The following is an 18,058-nucleotide window of genomic DNA, read 5'->3' as shown; positions in this document are numbered from 1 at the left end:
CTCGGCTGACTTCATTGCAATGTGACTGAGTCAGGGCATGTAGAGCAGCCAACCTTCGGTGGCGGCCAGTTCGCCGTGGGCGAGGCTGCGCAGCTTGACGAGGCGCGCCTTGGGATTCTCTTTCGCGTAGGCCTCCATCAGAGCCTGCGCTTCTCGCACCATGGACTTGTCGGGATAGAGCTGCCGATCCTTGTCCGCATCCGCGTTGTCCAGGTAGATGATGCCGCCGCTCTTCATGCGCGGCAGAACGGTTTCGACGCACTTCCAGCGATAGCTACCGTCGACGACGGCCAGATCGAAAGGTCCCTTGTCCTCGGGAATCGACGAGAACGCTTCGCCTTCGGCGAACGTCACGGTCGCATTCGACAGCCCGCACTCACTCAGGCGATCGGTTGTGATCTGCGCCCACTTGGGATTGTCTTCCATTGAATAAACGGAACGGGAGCGGCGAGCGAGCCAGATGGTGGAGCTGCCGGAGCCAAATTCCACAACATCTGACTCGGAGTTGAGATGAGCATCCACGACAGGGATCACCCGCGTCGGCCACCAAGGCAGGGTGGGGCGCTTGCCCGTAATCATGGTGCGAGCCTTGATGAAGGCCGCGCCGGGGATATCGAGCAGGAATCCGCCCATTCCAATCAGTTCGTTTTGCTCTGTGTGGAGACGCGTCTTTCTGTCTCCCCCACCGGTCAGAATTCGACGTACAATAGACACTTGTCACCCCAAGTTGCGCGAAGTCTTGGCCCGAAGTAGCTCGTTGGACACGTTTGAGGCCCCGATTGGCCCCGACACCCGAATCTCTGTCAACGCCTATTGGGGGGAGCGCTCCCCGGAGCGTGGAGCGATACAGACGACCGCTGTCTTCAAGAGGGAAGTGCGCGAGACGCATCCGCCGCAATTTGCCGTTGATTTCCCCGCCCCATCCCGCACGAATGTCCCGCGGCTGCGACACGCAGCCATCCTATGCGCGCCCGTAGCTCAGTTGGATAGAGCAGCGGACTTCTAATCCGCAGGTCACAGGTTCGAATCCTGTCGGGCGTGCCATTCAATCCAAGCAACTTGTGCATGGTCTCGGCGAGCACAGGAGCGCCCTGCGAAACAGAGCTCGCGGGAGAACATTGTGCCTTCTTCCTTGGCAATTGACACCCAATAGCATGGCGTGCGATCGCTACCCTAATTATATCGCTTTAACAATGCTCGAGTGTCATTCGAGGGCTCCAGAAGGAGGAGGGAGATGATTCGCTCTTTGGAAGGACGGGCGTACGCCCGTGTTCTTTGCCTGTTGGGTCTGACAGTGGCCATTTGTGCGATCGGTCGCGCCCAGACGTTACTCACGGACACACACTGGACAACAGCGGATAGTCCGGTCGCCATCACGGAATGGGTGACGGTTCCCTCCGGAGTGACACTCACGATTGATCCCGGTGTCGTCGTTCAGATCAATCGCTACCGAGGGTTCACGGTGGAAAACGGAGGAACTCTGACAGCCCAAGGAACCTCCGGCTCCCCCATTACATTCGAGAACTCGACGCCGGATACGAACTGGAGCCGCATCGAAGCGGCGACTGGCTCGACGGTGCTGTTCGAGTATTGCACCTTCAATCGCGGCGGGGAAACGGATGGAGCGCTCAAAGTCATGTCCTCGGGCGTAACCATCCGGAACTGCTCCATTAATCAGAGCCTGCGCGATGGGATCTTTCTGGATGTCGCGGGAATCGCTCCGGTGATCGAGAACGTCTCGATCACATCGAGCGTCGAAAGCGCCATCTATCAGAATACACCCGACATGGTCCCGGCGTACGCGAATCTATCCGCGAGCAGCAACGCTCAGGATCGGATTCTGGTGCGGAGTGGGAACATCGCAGGGACGGCGCAGCTTCTCGATTGCGGACTGCCCTATCTTTTTGAGTCGGGCGGCGACCTGTATGTTCAGGATGGCGGTTCTCTGACGATCGATCCGGGCGTCGTGGTTTACATGGGCGGCTCGGGATACACCAGTCGGCTGAGTTGGCACATTCAGTCTGGCGGAACACTCACGGCCCTGGGGACGGAACTGGATCCGATCCTCATTACATCTGCGGAAGAAACACCGACACCGGGATACTGGAACCGGATCGACTTCAATGCCGGGTCAACTGGCCAACTGCAGCACTGCACGGTCGAATACGGCGGCGCAGGCTATCGCCTGATGATCGTCAGTACATCGAATCTGCAAGTCTCCGACTGTGTATTCCAGCATTCCTCATCGGACGGAATCACGCTGGAAGCGGCAATGATCACGCCCAGCTTCGAGCGCGTCACGGTGCAAGATTGTCCCACCATGCCAATCTGGCAAAGCACCATCGATATGTCGCCCGTCTATCGGGACATCACACTCACAAACAACGGACGAAACGCGATTCAGATCAAGAATGGAACGATCACGGGAGCGACGACGCTGACCGAGTGCGGCGTTCCTTACTACTTCAACGGAAGCGGAGACGTCTTCGTTTCCGATGGCGCCTCCTTCACGATCGAGCCGGGCGTGAATATTCTGATGGGCGGCAATGGATCTACAAGTCGGTTGAGTTGGAATGTGCAAGCCGGTGGGACGTTCACCGCCGCAGGGACGGAGCTGTTGCCAATTACGATGGTCTCCGCGAATGAGCAGCAGAGCCGCGGCGACTGGAACACCTTCAATATCGCAGCCGGCGCGTCGGCGGTGCTTTCCCACTGCACCATGATGCACGGCGGCGGAATGGTGAAAATCTCCAGTTCCTCTGTGGACATCGATCACTGCGAATTCGGCTTCTCGAGCAACTCCGGCGTGACAGTCCTCGGTGAAGGCATCAGCCCTGTGCTGTCTGACGTCACGTTCACCAGCAATAGCCTCAATGGCCTGGTGCTGGAAGATCGCCATCAGGCGCCCCGCGTTCAGACGGCAACGTTTGTGCAGAACGGCGACTACGCCATCAAGCAGGGCTCCATCGATATGGCGCCGTTTTACGAGAATCTGACGTTCCAGCAAAACGGTACGGATGGCGTACACATTCTCGCGCGGCCGGAGAAGCCGTTGACGCGCGATATCGTGTGGGATTCTTCGCTGGGAATCGTTCGACTCGATTACTCCCCAGTAGTCACTCCCGGGGCCAGCCTGACAATCGGCCCGGGCCTTGAGGTGCGCTTCGGCCCGACCGGCTCCACGTCTCACCTGGTCATGACCGTGCAGGACGGTGGAACCCTGGTGGCGAACGGAACGGAGCAGGATCCGATCGTCTTTACGAGCTACCTGACAGAGACGCCAAATCGTGGCGATTGGGATTCCATTCTAGTCGCTGCGGGCGGCATTGCATCGTTCGAGCACTGCCTCTTCGAGTACGGGGCCCAGTACAACCCGGCAATTCGAATCCAAAGCTCCGATGTGACGTTGCGCAACAGCCGATTCCGTTTCTTGGGACGCGATGGCGTGAACCTGAATGGTATCGGGATTTCGCCGACGATCGAAAATGTCGACATCAGCGACACGGGCGGCACCGCCTTCAAGCTGGAGACGCTGGACATGCAACCGAGCATGCGGGGACTGTCTGCAGAAAACACGGCCCGCGACGTTGTCTGGGTGGAGGGCAAGACGCTTACACAGGACGTTCGCATCTCGCGCTGTGGCTTGCCCTACGAGATGCGCGGCAACAGCATCGTTGCCACCAGCACAACTCTGACGATCGACCCGGGAGTGACTCTGCTCTGCAATGGCAACTCCCTTGCGGTACAGGCGGCCGGACGCCTGGAGGCTCGAGGAACTGCCGCTCAACCAATTCGATTCATCCCCTTCGACGATCCCCCCAGCGAGGGAGAGTGGTGGAATATTGATTTCGCACCGGGATCATCCGGCCACCTCGAATCTTGCGAGCTCGCCTGGGGCGGCGGCCAGCCCTGGTACTACGACGCGATGCTTCTGATTGGCTCGTCGGATGTCTTCGTGCGCAATTGCATGTTGCACGACGGCCTGGGTGGCATTCGAATCCACAGCGACGCCCAACCGACCCTGGTAAACAACCAACTCTACAACGGCAAGACGTCGATGATGAATAGCACACCGAACACTGTCGTCGATGCGCGGTTCCACTGGTGGGGCCATCCGACTGGGCCGAATCACTACTCAATCAACCCGCAGGGCCAGGGCATGTCCATCGGCAACGGCATCCTCGTGTATCCGTGGGCCATTTCGCCTGACGGGGCAGTCGCCCGCGCGGGAACGGAGATCACACTCGGCGAGGCGATCGAGGCGACGGTTGATAGCCTCGACTTCGCTGACTTCCAACTCAATCTGGCCGACGGCGAAGCGCAGAATGTGCTCGTGCGAGTCGATCCACTGGAAGGCACGGGCACCTGGCAGCTTTGGGGACGGCGTGGACTAGCCCCGACGGAAGCCTCTCACGATTGGGAGGGTGCAGCGAACAACGGCGGCTTCGAGTTCGTCATTCCGGAACCGATCGCCGGCGCCTATGTCTTCACGGTCCTATACGAGGATATGGAAAACGATCCTGCCCCGGCAGGACGATTCAACATTTCCTGCGAGGATGTTGCCCGTCGCGCGACTCATGTGACGATTGTCTCCGGCGGTAACGCCGGTACGACTACGCAACATGTGATCGGCGCGGGTTTTGAGGGCGCGATGCAAGTCGAACTCCGCAGCGGTGCAACGGCGCTTGGGTCCTTTGCACCGAGCGCCCAGTCTTCCTCAGAACTGATCGTTCCGATGGATCTGTCAGGATTGGCCACGGGTCCCACGGATGTGGCCGTGATCTGGCCGGATAGCGAAGAGCAGGTTATGGCCCAGGCATTCACTATCGAACCGGGCGTTGGGCCGAACCTCGAGTTGTGGCTCGACGTGAATCCGTTCATCCGTCCCAACCGCACGGCAACGATGTACCTGATCTACGAGAACACCGGCGACTCCGACATGGATGCCCCGTGGGTGACGATTCAAAACACGGATGATGTGGAGTGGCGCCTGAGCAGCGCGGACGAGTTCGTTCGCGGCGATATTCATCTGCTGGCGACGAGCAGTACCTCACCGGCTTCCATTCTCCCGCCGGGGGAAACGAATCGAATCCCGATCTCCTATCGCGTGGACGGAGAAAAGCACTACTCCTTCGATTGGTCCTGGTATGCCGCCGATACGGGTGCGTTGGATCTGGAGACCTACAAGGACACGATGCGACCCGCCTACCTGACGCTCGTCGAATGGGACGCCGTCTGGCCGGGGCTAAAGACCCGGCTGGGTTCCACGTGGGCGGAACTGCGAGCTGTCTTGTACCAGAACGCTGCACGTCTCCAGGCCCGCGGACAGGAAACGCATGCCATCCACAAACTCCTGGATCTCGAAATTCGCGCAGAGGCCGGCCTCGATGTCGCTGCCATCTCCGGCGTCGTAACGGACGGCCAGACCGGCGCTGCGAAATCCGGCGTCGCCGTAACGGCATTGTCCGAAGATGAATCTCTCTTCGCCGTCGGGATCACCGATTCAAAAGGCCGGTATGTGATTCCAGAGTTAACGGATACAACGTACCTGATCAGCGTCGACGGCTACGGTCTCGATCCCTATCCCCAGATTGAAATCATCGGCCAGTCGGATATCAACGGCCTGGACCTGGTGGCGTGGCCGCTGGCGGCTGCCCCCGACGTGGCCGACAATGTCGCCCAGGATCTCAATCCGGACCTCGTTGCCGCGTCTGGCGGCGAGGTACTTCTGGCCTGGGAACACGGCGGAACACTTAGAACAGCCCAGTGGTCTGGCGGCGCGTGGACCACGGCTGCGGATCTGGCCGACGCAAATGGCCAAGCCGTTTCCGTGGCCTGGCACGAAGAACTCTTCGGCGTCGGCGAACCCGGTTACGTGGCGGTCTGGCAATCCATCCCCGGAGAGGCAGAAGCGGCCACGATCTACTGGTCGGTCGGCAAGGTTGACACCGGCAATCTGCTGTGGACAACGCCAGTGCAACTGACCTCCGACGCGAACGAGGATACGCTGCCCGAAGTTGTCGTCGATGATTCCGGCATCGTTATGGTTTTCTGGCTGCAGCGCAACACAACGGGGACTGTCGAGGACGACAGCGACCTCTACTTCGCTGCCATCGATGTGAACTCCGCAGGAAGTTGGCCGTCGTCCACACCAACGCTGACGGAACCTGTGCTGCTTCCTACGCCGGACACCGTGTGCGACAGTTGGGAGTTCGGAATCGACCTGCCCGTGCCTCCGCCGGCTGATAAGACAATCGGCAAGAAATTCGCCCTCGGCGCGTCCGGTCAGGCCTGTCGCGACGCACCGAGCTGCAAAGGCTTCTCCGATTCCTTGACCGCAGAGTTGAAGGTGACGCTCGGCGGCAAGCTCGACATCGGCGGCAACGTCACCGGAACAACCAGCTACTACCTGAAGAAGCCCCAGTGCTACTACATGAAGAAGAGCACGACGATTGCCATGAATGGTATCCTGCAGGGAACCGTAGATACACCCATCCCGGTGCTGATCGGCGGCATTCCGGTCGGAACGCTGACGCCTGCAATAACAGCCGGAGGCAGCCTGGGCGGCAAGCTCGGTTGGTTTGCCAACCAGCCTGGCTCATGGCCGCACTACGGATCGGCAGAACTCGCTCTCAACAGCGGTGGTAAAGCGAACTTCACCGACTATCTGGGCGCTACGGATCTTGGCGCGGGATTCGATATCACTGGCGCCGTCTCCTATACGTTCGGCGGACCCAAACCTGGCGCCAGCGCTGATCAACTCTGCCTGACGATCTACGGAACGATCTCCGTATTCCGTGGGATCGTGAACAAGAAGTTCACGAAGAAGATGGGTGGGCGTTGCAGTTCGAAGGAGGACTTCCGCGTCGGCCATGAGAGAATCGCATCGCGATCGAAGATCACCGAGATCTGGCGCACCTACGAAGAGGGTTATCCCGTAATCGAAACCTTGGAAACCACCATCGATCCATTTGTTGGAACAGACGGTGTGTATGAAGGCACGCCGGTTGTCGCCGACGTTGCGTCGGATCTGTACCACGACGGACCGGCTGTCGCCATGCGCACGCCCGGCGGTGGTGCCGAGGTCATCTGGAAGAAAGAAACAGGCAACTATGCCACGGCGCTGGGATCGTTGGTAACTATTGCATCCTGCGACGGAACCGCAGCATCGAATCAGGCGAGCGCCGATTCGACCGTGAGCTTCAGCAACGACCCGTCGATGGTCTATGATGGGGTCGGCGACCTGGTCGCCGTCTGGGCAAGAGCGGATTCGACCGGACTCACTTCAGCCTCCGATGTTGCCGAAATCATCGCAGCCCAGGAAGAGACCGCGATCGTGATTGCCAAGCGCACGACCGGCGTCTGGAGCGCCCCCGCTTCGCTGACCACCATGCCTCCCGGCCAGAACGATCGGCCCCGCATTGCCATCGATAGCTCCGGTAACATGGCCGTCGTATGGTTGAACTCGGTCGATGGTGAAATCATCGTGTGGGCTTCTGGCGGCAACGGATCGACGTGGTCCATGCCGACGGAACTCAGTCGTTCGCCTCTCTGTGGGACTCCCACCATCGCCGCCACCGGCACTGGGTTCCTGGCTGTGTGGAGCGAAGACACAGACGGCGACCTGACCACGACCGGCGATTCCATTCTGAAGTACGCGACCTCCGCGAACGGTAGCGTGTGGTCCTCGCCGTCGGCATTGCCGGCTGCGATGTATCCTGCCGCCGCACCGGAAGCGCAGCCCGCTAAACGCGCAGCCGACGATATTGCAGACGCCTCACGCAATCTGCCTTCGCCGCCGCCGGAGTGCTGCAAGAACGAGGGTTGCCCGCCCAAGTGCCCGCCCTCTCCCCCACCGACCCCTGCGCCACCTGGACATGGCCCGTTCGGCCCCGATGGTGGAAGCGCCGTCGTGCCGCGCGATCCAAACGAAAAGGTCGGACCGGATGGTTGGGGCGCGCGCCACATCATTGAGACGGATGAGAAACTCGTTTACTCGATCTACTTCGAGAACAAGTCCGATGCGACCGTGCCCGCACAGGATGTGTTTGTTGTCGACGACCTGCCCGACACGCTGGACTGGACAACCTTCCGCGTGACCGAAATCGCCTGGGGCGATGTGACGCTTCCGATCGTTGAAGACGCCAAGGCAGTCGACCAACGCGTCGTGATCGGCGACTATCGCGAAGACGTGCCGGCCGAATACTGGGTCGACGTGACCGGCGAACTCGATCGCGCCACAGGCCGTGTGCAGTTTGTCTTCCACACGATCGATCCGGCCACAGGCGAATGGCCGGAGGACGCCTTTGCCGGCTTCCTTCCTCCGAACGATGAAACCGGGCGAGGCGAAGGACGAGTTGTCTTCAGCGTGAATCCGAAACCCGATCAGCCTCTCGACCTGACCACGGTCATCGCCAACACCGCTTCGATTGTCTTCGACACCGAAGATGTGATCGTGACGAATGAAGTTCTGAACACGCTCGGCGACATTCCGCAAACGCAGGCTGACCTAATCAGCGATATCATCGGAATCGACGGAACACCGGTGGTTCCGCTGGATAACCTGGACCTGAACGAAGACGGCGTGCGCGACGCGTCGGATCTGACACCATAAGCGATCACCTGCAACCTGCTGGAAGAACACTGCACCCCTCTCCATTGCGAGAGGGGTGCAGCACTTAAGGGCCAAGTGCCTCTAGGACCGGATTGCCTGGGGCAATAAAACCAATAACATCAAGGACTCAGAATTGGCCTTCGAGTCGGTGGGGAACTGGAATCTCGTTGATTCTCGGTTCTGACCAGAGTCACGGATCCCAGGCAAGTTGCAAGAACTTCACTTCCTGCCCACATGGCCGGTCGATCCTAGTTGCGGGCTAAGCACTTCCGATAGAAGTGTGCTTGCGGGTGTGGATTTTGCGGCGCCGTGATGCGGCTGAGGCCGACGATTTGATCAAGGTATGCTCCAATGGAATTAGATGTCGTCTTCCTGTCTCGTGTTCAATTCGCGCTCACTGCGATGTTCCACTACCTTTATCCCCCATTCAGCATCGGTCTCGGGTTGTTGATCGTGATCATGGAAGGGCTCTATCTGAGGACGAAAGACCCGTTGTACGAGCAACTGACCAAGTTCTGGGTGAGAGTGTTCGGACTGACCTTCGGGTTGGGTGTGGCCACCGGGATCGTGATGGAGTTCGAGTTCGGAACGAACTGGGCCACATATTCGCGGTTCGTGGGCGACGTGTTCGGTTCTGCGCTGGCGGCGGAGGGGATCTTTGCTTTTTTCCTGGAGTCCGGGTTCCTCGCGATTCTGTTGTTTGGCTGGGACAAGGTCAGTCCCAAGATGCACTTCTTCAGCACCGTGATGGTGTTTTTGGGCTCCGTGTTTTCGGCTGTCTGGATTGTGGTGGCCAATAGTTGGCAGCAAACGCCGGCGGGGTTCCATATTGTGGGCGAAGGCCTGATGGCGCGGGCCGAGATTCTGGATTTCTGGGCGATGGTCTTCAACCCATCGAGCATGACGCGGCTGACCCACGTTCTGATTGGCGCGTTCCTTCAAGGCGCGTTCCTGGCCCTCAGCATCAGCGCGTGGTACCTGCTGAAAGGAAAACACGTCGAGTTTGCGCGAAGGAGTTTCAAGATCGCGCTGTTTGTCGCGGCGATCGCATCAGTAAGCCAGTTGTTGGTGGGCCACAAGAGTGCCGAAATCGTGGCGGAGTATCAGCCTGCGAAACTCGCGGCGTTTGAAGGCGTTTACGAAACGAGAGAGTCGACCCCGATCTACCTGATGGGAGTTCCGGATAACGAAGCGGAAGAAGTTCGCTTTGGGATCCCGATTCCCGGCGGGCTAAGCTTTCTGGTGCATTGGAATCTCACGACTCCGGTAACCGGTATGGATCAAGTGGCGCCGGAGGATCGCCCTCCCGTGCAGATTCCGTTTCAGACATATCATCTGATGATCGCCCTGGGAATGTACTTCATCGGGCTTACGTGGTTGTCGGTGTTCCTACTTCGAGGGGACCGGATCTTCCGGATGCGCTGGCTGCTGTGGATCTTTGTTCTTTCCGTGGTGGGGCCAATCCTGGCCAACCAGGCGGGCTGGGTCGCGGCGGAGGTGGGGCGCCAGCCGTGGATTGTGTATGGGCTGTTGCGAACGACTGATGGTGTTTCGAAGGCAGTCGCCGCCGAGGCGGTGCTCGCTTCGCTGATTCTCTTCACCCTGATCTACTTCCTGCTTCTCTTGCTGTTTCTTTTCCTCCTTGATCGGAAGATCAAGGCTGGGCCATCGGCAGAGCACGACGACCGCGGGATGGCAGAGGCGGGATTCGCGGCCGCCGCCGGCAAACGAAAAGCTGGGGCCGACATGTTGGAATCGCAGACTCCACCGACTGAAGAAGGGAAGACCTGATGGATCTCAATGTAGTCTGGTTCGCCCTGCTCGGCATCCTGCTGATTGGCTATGCAATCCTCGACGGGTTCGATCTGGGGGTCGGGGCACTCCATCTCTTCTCCCGCGGAGATATCGAGCGGCGCACGATGCTCAATGCGATCGGCCCGGTGTGGGATGGCAACGAGGTGTGGCTGGTGACGGCCGGCGGTGCGCTCTTTGCCGCTTTCCCAAACGCGTACGCAACGGCCTTCAGCGCGTTCTATCTTCCGTTCATGATCCTGCTCTTCATGCTGATCTTCCGTGCCGTGTCGATCGAGTTCCGCAGCAAGGAGCCCATGAGGTGGTGGCGCCGGTCCTGGGATATTGCGTTCAGCGTAGCCAGTATTGTCGCGTCTATTCTATTTGGCGTGGCAGTGGGCAATCTGGTTATCGGAATTCCCATCGGAGCCGACATGGAGTACACGGGCGGCTTCTTCAACCTGTTGAGCCCGTACGCACTGCTGGTTGGCTTGTTTAATCTCAGTATGTTCACGATGCACGGGGCGATTTATATCTACCTGAAGACCGAGGGGGATCTGCATGAGAAAGCGAAGCGGTGGATCATCCACAGCACTGCCATTTTCGTCGTCCTCTACATGATCGTTACGATTGCCACATTGACGCAAGTGCCTTCCATGACCGCGAACTTCTCGCACTTTCCGTGGGTGTGGGGAATTGTGATTCTGAATGTCCTGGCCGTGGCCAACATTCCAAGATCCGTGTACGTCCACAAGCCGGGGCACGCGTTCATCTCCTCGTGTATCGCGATCGCGGCGCTGATCGCTCTCTTTGGCATCGGGATGTACCCAAACATGATCGTCTCCTCGCTGAACGAGGCGAATAACCTGACGATCTACACTGCGGCGTCGTCACAGAAGACATTGAAGATCATGCTGACCATTGCAATCATTGGAATGCCGTGCGTTCTAGCGTACACCATTTCAATCTACTGGATCTTCCGAGGGAAGGTGAAGCTGGATCACTTCAGCTACTGACATGTAGCCTTGGGGATTCGCCAGTCATGCTCTTCAGTTTCGGATCTTCCATCGGCGGATCCGCGAGGTGAGCGTGCTGGGCGGAATGCCGAGGAGTTCTGCGGCTCCGCCGGCGCCATAGATCCGGCCGCCGGTCTCATCGAGGGCTCGGCGAATATTCGCGATCTGCTCGGCGCGGAGTTCCTTGTCTCGGAGAACGTCGGGGCTACTCTTGGAATTCTCCTCCTTCGAAAGCCCCGGAGTGCTGGAGGTGACAAAGGAGAAGTCGGCCTTTCCGCCTCGAGCCATGATCACGGCACGTTCCACAACATGTCCGAGTTCGCGCACGTTCCCAGGCCAATTGTAATGCTGAAGGCGAGAGACTTCGCGCGCGGAGACAGATGGGGCTTTCACTCCAAGTCGATGCGTGGCTTCTCGAACGAAATGCGCAAGGAGCATGGGGATGTCTTCTCTCCGTTCCCGCAACGGCGGCACACTGACTGGAAAAACACTCAGCCGATAGTAGAGATCCTCGCGAAATCTTCCCTTTAGAACTTCCGCCTTTAGGTCGCGATTCGTGGCAGCAATGATTCGGACGGAAACCTTTCGTGTCGTCGCTTCGCCAATGCGTTCGAACTCGCCTTCCTGCAGGACGCGGAGAAGTTTGCTCTGCAGGTCGAGCGGGATCTCCCCGATTTCATCGAGAAAAAGCGTCCCCCGATCCGCGAGTTGAAACCGCCCAACGCGATCTCTGACCGCGCCAGTGAATGCCCCCTTCACATGGCCAAAGAACTCGCTCTCGAAGAGCTCGCGTGGGATCGCCGCGCAGTTGACTCGAACGAGTGGCCGATCGGCACGACGACTTCGACGATGCACCGCGCGGGCGGCCAATTCCTTGCCGGATCCAGATTCGCCGAGAATCAGGATGGCGGCGTCTGTCGGCGCCACGAGTTCCACCTGCTCCAATAAGTGCCGCATCGCCGGGCTTTGACCGAGCAATTCCTGGTGCGCATCGAATCCTGTCACCTCTTCGCGCAAGAGAGCGTTCTCGTCCTCGAGCTCTGCCTTCAAGCGCTCGATCTCGGCAAACGCTCGAGCGTTCGCCAACGCGACTGCAGCTTGATCCGCGAAGATCCGCAGCCAACGGAATTCTTCCGTGGTGATGTGCTCTCGACAGAATATCCCCAGCACGCCGAGAACATCGCCACGAAAAACGAGGGGTTGACCGGCGAAGCTGCGGATTCCTTCGTTCGCGGCCCAATCCTGGTCGATCATCCATTGCGTATCGTCGGCGACATTCTCGATCAGCAGCGCTTCACCCGTCGCCCCGATGTGGCCGATCTTGCGGTAGTTGAGCGGGAAGCGCGCGAAATCACCATCGATTTTGTCCCAAGTGATCGATGGATCATTGCCCGAACGTCCTGCGCTGGCGGCCAGGTGCAGGCACTGGCTCTTGTCGGAGCAGGCTCTTGCCAGGCGGCAAGTCTCGCAAAGATCTCCCGGACCGAGAACCCAGACGCGCGTCAGAGCGAAGCCGACCGGGCTCGTCAGGCCACTGACGATGCTCTGGAGTACGCGTTCGGGAGACCGTTCTCCAGTCACGGCGACCATGACGAGTTGCAGGGTATCAATGTTCAAGAGACTCGACACCTTTCGGGAAATGTACCCTGTGGAATGAAATGCATTTGCGCTGGATCACGCAACGCAAAAGCGCAAAAAACGCAAATGCGTTCCGCAAAGACGCGGCCACCCCACCTCGCAAATCCAACAAAATCAGCCATCCATACAGGCCCAGCCTGGCGGCACAGTCTCCGCAACTAGAAGCCGGCGTCACGCCGATTCGCGGGACAAACAAACTCCCCACCAAAAGGAATCAGAACAATGCAGAGAATCACTCCAATCTCCGAGTCCGAAGCGACAGGCCACACCAGCGAGCTCTACGGCGCCGTCAAATCGAAGCTGGGCCTTGTCCCGAATATGGTCAAGACGATGGCCGCCTCGACGCCGGTGCTCGAGGGCTACCTGAGCTTCAGCACCCTGGTTGCCGGCACCCTCGACGCTCGGGAACGCGAACTCATCAGCCTGGCGGTTGCCGAGGTGAACGGCTGCGAGTATTGCGCCTCCGCGCACAGCGCCTTGGCCAAGATGGTCGGCCTGAAGGAAGACGTCATCCTGGCCGCACGCCAGGGTCTCGGCACCACGCCGCGTCAGCGGGCCGTCGTCGAGCTTGCGACTGCCATCGCTCGCGATCGCGGACGCGTGCCCGCCGAACAGATCGAAGCGGCTAAGGCTGAACTCACTGAGGCGCAAATCGCGGAAGTCGTCGCCAACGTTGCACTCAACTTCTACACGAACCTTTTCAACAACGTTGCCGAAACCGAAGTGGATTTCCCGAAAGTCGAACCGGTGCAGTGCGCCTGTTGAGTCCCGATCGTACAGCATGGGGGGACCACTCCCCTCATGCTGACGTCTCAGCAACAGCGGACAATCCATGCAACAAATCCAGATGCACTCAGGAGATATCTTATGAATCCCACGTACTTTGAAGCAATGCGCGCGTCACTCCCCGACTCGGGAATCCCAGATCCGAGCTTCACAATAACAGCAGGAGTTACCGCACTCCTCGTCGTCGATCCACAGAATGACTTCCTGCATGAAAACGGCGCGGCATTCGGTGTCGTCGGCGAAAGCGTTCGGGAAAATCAAGCCGTCGGGAACATCGAGCTTCTAATGATGACCGCTTACCAGAATGGAATTCAACTCTTCATCAGCCCACACTACTACTTCCCACACGATCACGGTTGGAAATTCGAAGGCGCCCTCGAGAGGTTGATGCACTCGATCGGCATGTTCGATCGGCCCGGGGCACTGAGTATGGAAGGCATGGATGGCAGTGGAGCCGACTGGCTCCAGCGCTACAAACCATACATCAACAGGGCTGAGACGGTGATCACGAGTCCCCACAAAGTCTACGGCCCTCAAAACAATGATCTGACGCTCCAGCTTCGCAAGCGTGGCATCAGCAAGGTTCTCCTTGCCGGAATGTCCGCGAATCTGTGCGTAGAATCACATCTGCGAGATCTCGTCGAGCAGGGCTTCGAAGTCGCGGTGGTCGCCGATGCTACCGCAGCAGCTAAGGTCCCGGGCATGGATGGGTTTGTTGCGGCATGCGTCAACTTCCGCATGATTGCCAGCCATGTCTTTTCCACAGCGGAGGCAGTCGAGGCGATGTCTGGGGCGGTTTCAGAACTGACTCACCACTAAGGCATCTCCGTTGCCGGTAGCCCGCGCCCAAAACCTGCCATGGTGGGAGGGCGCGGGTCGCCGCTTGTTAGTGGCGAACTCGAGTTCTCTGGCTTCAATGCGGCTTGGGGAGAGCAGATACTGGCTCTGCCAAGCCGAAGAATTCTTCAATGGCATTGATGGTGAGTTTCTGTGATCGCGCCAGGATGGGTTGCTGCAGCCACACAAGGCGAATCTCGCGGTAGCAGGGGTCTTTAGAAATCTGGCGGAAGACGAGCTTCCGTTTCTTGCTGTCATCGACTGCGATTCGCGGCGTGAAAGTGAGGCCGAAGCCGAGTTCGACGAGTCGGAGGAGCGTCTCGATCTGAGAGCCGCGGATGCTGACGTCCGGCGTGAGGCCGGCTGTCGCGCAGTAGGCCGACACCTGGCGCGCGAGGCAGTGGGAGTCTTCGAGCATGATGATGGACTCCTCATTGAGCTTTGCCGGCGTGATGCTCCGGGCCTTTGCCAGGGGATGGTTCGCTGGGAGCGTCAGCAAGAGCTCGTCGCGGCGGAGTGTCAGGTGATCGCAGATGTTGTCGATGCTGGTGGGAGGGCTCATGATCGCAAAATCAATCGTGCCGATGGTGAGCGCCTCGGTCAAAAACTCGGTCTGACTCTCCAGCAGCTCGAACTTGATGCCCGGCACGCTCTTGGAAACAGCAGCGAAGATCTGAGGCACTATGTAGGGCGCGATGGTGGGGATGGCGCCGAAGCGGATCGTTCGGCGGGCATTTGATCGGGTCTCGGCAACAAACTCCTCGGCGGAAGCGACGCTCGCCATAATGGTTTGCGCATACTTTAGAAAAGACTCCCCCAGCGGCGAGAGCGTAATGCGGCCGCGGTTGCGCAGGAAGAGCGGCCCATCGACCTCCTCTTCCAGTTTCTTGATCTGCTGACTGAGAGACGGTTGCGAAACATGACAAATCTCGGCCGCTCGGGAGAAGTTTTTCTGTCGGGCAACTTCGAGGAAATACCGTAATCGTTGAATATCCATAACTATAGGCTCTGCCTATCGCCTCTTAGGAAACTTGTATTTCACTTATAGGCACATGGGGTGCTAGCACGCAAGTGGTTGATGGCGAGCAGGAAGCTTCTGGCGCCGGCACAGCCTTGATTCCCATAACGACATAAGGAAAGCAGTCCGATGATTGATGATTCGAAACAGAACGGTGGAAAGTGCCCCTTCGCGCATGGCGGAAACACGACGGTGGCCTCACGCGATACGGAGTTCTGGCCCAACACGCTGAACCTCGACATCCTGCACCAGCACGATACGAAGCCAAACCCGATGGGCGCGGACTTCGACTATCGTGAGGAAGTCAAGAAACTGGACTTCGATGCCCTCAAGAAGGACATGCACGATCTGATGACGAACAGCCAGGACTGGTGGCCGGCTGACTGGGGGCACTATGGCGGCCTGATGATCCGCATGGCCTGGCACGCCGCCGGCAGCTATCGAATCGCGGATGGTCGCGGCGGTGGCGGAACCGGAAACCAGCGCTTCGCGCCGCTGAACTCCTGGCCCGACAACGTCAATCTGGACAAGGCGCGCCGTCTGCTGTGGCCGGTGAAGAAGAAGTACGGCAACAAGATCAGTTGGGCGGACCTGATTATCCTGGCGGGCACAATCGCTTACGAATCCATGGGCCTGAAGACCTTCGGTTTCGCCTACGGCCGCGAGGATATCTGGCACCCGGAGAAGGACACGTACTGGGGCTCCGAGAAGGAATGGCTGGCGCCGAGCGACGAACGCTACGCGAACGTCGAAGACCCAAAGACGATGGAGAACCCGCTGGCAGCAGTCCAGATGGGTCTCATCTATGTGAATCCGGAAGGCGTGAACGGAAATCCCGATCCGCTGAAGACCGCCCAGCAGGTGCGCGAGACGTTTGCGCGCATGGCGATGAACGACGAAGAGACTGTTGCCCTGACGGCCGGCGGACACACTGTTGGCAAGTGTCACGGCAACGGCGACGCTGCCAAGCTGGGTCCGGAGCCGGAAGCGGCTCCCATCGAAGAACAGGGCTTGGGCTGGATGAACAAGACCAGCCGCGGCATTGGCCGAAACACGGTCTCGAGCGGCATCGAAGGCGCCTGGACGACCTATCCGACGAAGTGGGACAATGGTTACTTCTACCTACTGCTGAACTATGAGTGGGAGTTGAAGAAGAGTCCCGCGGGCGCCCACCAGTGGGAGCCGATCAACATCAAAGAAGAGGACAAGCCGGTCGATGTGGAGGATCCGTCCATCCGTTACAACCCGATCATGACGGACGCGGATATGGGCCTGAAGATGGATCCTGAGTATCGGAAGATCTCCGAGAAGTTCTACAAGGATCCGGAGTATTTCTCCGAGGTCTTCGCCCGCGCGTGGTTCAAGTTGACGCATCGCGACATGGGGCCGAAGTGCCGATACCTCGGCCCGGATGCTCCGCAGGAAGATCTCATCTGGCAGGATCCGATTCCCGCCGGCAGCACCAAATACGATGTTGAAGCCGTCAAGGCGCGCATTGACGCGAGCGGCTTGAGCGTCGGCGAGGCCGTCGCGACCGCGTGGGACAGCGCCCGTACCTTCCGCGGCTCTGACATGCGCGGCGGAGCCAACGGTGCCCGCATTCGCCTGGCACCGCAGAAGGACTGGGAAGGAAACGAGCCGAAGCGCCTGGCAAAGGTACTCGGCATTCTGGAGCCGATCGCCGCAGAGACCGGCGCGAGCGTCGCCGACGTGATTGTCCTTGCTGGGAACTGGGGCGTGGAGCAGGCCGCCAAGGCTGCAGGCTTCCGCGTGAACGTGCCGTTCTCGTCGGGCCGAGGCGATGCGACCGACGAGATGACCGATGGCGATTCCTTCGAGCCGCTGGAGCCGATTCACGATGGCTTCCGGAACTGGTTGAAGAAGGACTACGTTGTCCAACCGGAAGAACTGCTGCTGGATCGCGCGCAGTTGATGGGCCTGACGGCGCCGGAAATGACCGCCCTGATGGGTGGCATGCGAGCGCTCGACGTCAACTACGGAGGCAGCAAGCATGGCGTGTTCACAGACAAGCCCGGTGCGCTGACGAACGATTTCTTCGTCAACCTGACGGACATGAGCTACGCGTGGGAACCCACGGGGTCGAACAGCTATAACATCCGCCACCGCAAGACGGGCGAGGTAAAGTGGACGGCCACGCGAGTCGATCTGGTCTTCGGTTCCAACTCGATCCTCCGCGCCTACGCGGAAGTGTACGCCCAGGATGACAATAAGGAGAAGTTCGTGAATGACTTCGTCGCCGCCTGGGCGAAGGTCATGAACGCCGATCGGTTCGATCTGGAGTAATCTCCCGACGAACAGAGTGCTGGCAATGAAGAGAGAGGCCCCTGGTACGCGCCA

9 protein-coding genes and 1 tRNA gene are annotated in these 18,058 nt (G+C 59.2%); 7 read left to right on the top strand and 3 right to left on the bottom strand.

Going from position 1 to position 18,058, the window contains the following annotated elements:
• Nucleotides 1–30 precede the first annotated feature (30 nt).
• Entirely contained in the window at nt 31–714 is a 684-nt protein-coding gene (locus KQI84_17310) for a class I SAM-dependent methyltransferase (protein ID MCB2156637.1), read from the bottom strand.
• A 253-nt stretch (nt 715–967) separates the two neighbouring features.
• Here KQI84_17310 and KQI84_17305 point away from each other — a divergent pair.
• The 4 genes from KQI84_17305 (at nt 968) to cydB (ending at nt 11,421) form a co-directional block, all read left to right on the top strand.
• Nucleotides 968–1,044: transfer RNA gene (locus KQI84_17305), tRNA-Arg, on the top strand.
• 190 nt (nt 1,045–1,234) lie between these two features.
• Nucleotides 1,235–8,614 carry a hypothetical protein gene (locus KQI84_17300; GenBank protein ID MCB2156636.1) on the top strand — a complete coding sequence of 2,460 codons (7,380 nt, stop codon included), beginning with the start codon at nt 1,235–1,237 and terminating at the stop codon, nt 8,612–8,614.
• 351 nt (nt 8,615–8,965) lie between these two features.
• On the top strand, nt 8,966–10,405 hold the full coding sequence (locus KQI84_17295; GenBank protein MCB2156635.1) for a cytochrome ubiquinol oxidase subunit I: 1,440 nt from the start codon (nt 8,966–8,968) through the stop codon (nt 10,403–10,405).
• Nucleotides 10,405–11,421: a cytochrome d ubiquinol oxidase subunit II gene (gene cydB / locus KQI84_17290; protein ID MCB2156634.1), complete on the top strand. Its 1,017-nt coding sequence runs from the start codon at nt 10,405–10,407 to the stop codon at nt 11,419–11,421. The genes KQI84_17295 and cydB overlap by 1 nt, the downstream gene beginning before the upstream one ends.
• A 33-nt stretch (nt 11,422–11,454) precedes the next feature.
• Here cydB and KQI84_17285 read toward each other — a convergent pair whose 3' ends face one another.
• On the bottom strand, nt 11,455–13,011 hold the full coding sequence (locus KQI84_17285; GenBank protein MCB2156633.1) for a sigma 54-interacting transcriptional regulator: 1,557 nt from the start codon (nt 13,009–13,011) through the stop codon (nt 11,455–11,457).
• 270 nt (nt 13,012–13,281) lie between these two features.
• On the opposite strand from KQI84_17285, the gene KQI84_17280 reads away from it, so the two are divergent.
• Both KQI84_17280 and KQI84_17275 read left to right on the top strand, forming a co-directional pair.
• Nucleotides 13,282–13,824 (top strand): carboxymuconolactone decarboxylase family protein, encoded by a 543-nt coding sequence (locus KQI84_17280; protein MCB2156632.1) that lies wholly within the window; start codon nt 13,282–13,284, stop codon nt 13,822–13,824.
• A 102-nt stretch (nt 13,825–13,926) separates the two neighbouring features.
• On the top strand, nt 13,927–14,664 hold the full coding sequence (locus KQI84_17275; protein ID MCB2156631.1) for a cysteine hydrolase: 738 nt from the start codon (nt 13,927–13,929) through the stop codon (nt 14,662–14,664).
• Between the two features lie 94 nt (nt 14,665–14,758).
• Here KQI84_17275 and KQI84_17270 read toward each other — a convergent pair whose 3' ends face one another.
• Nucleotides 14,759–15,679 (bottom strand): hydrogen peroxide-inducible genes activator, encoded by a 921-nt coding sequence (locus KQI84_17270; protein MCB2156630.1) that lies wholly within the window; start codon nt 15,677–15,679, stop codon nt 14,759–14,761.
• A gap of 150 nt (nt 15,680–15,829) precedes the next feature.
• Here KQI84_17270 and katG point away from each other — a divergent pair, with 150 nt between their 5' ends.
• Nucleotides 15,830–18,004 (top strand): catalase/peroxidase HPI, encoded by a 2,175-nt coding sequence (katG, locus tag KQI84_17265; GenBank protein ID MCB2156629.1) that lies wholly within the window; start codon nt 15,830–15,832, stop codon nt 18,002–18,004.
• Nucleotides 18,005–18,058: the final 54 nt, after the last annotated feature.

It is taken from the genome of bacterium, from assembly GCA_020444065.1.
Lineage (GTDB): Bacteria > Sumerlaeota > Sumerlaeia > SLMS01 > JAHLLQ01 > JAHLLQ01.
Note: the sequence above shows the minus strand (reverse complement) of the source record. Positions and strands in the feature narration are given on the sequence as shown.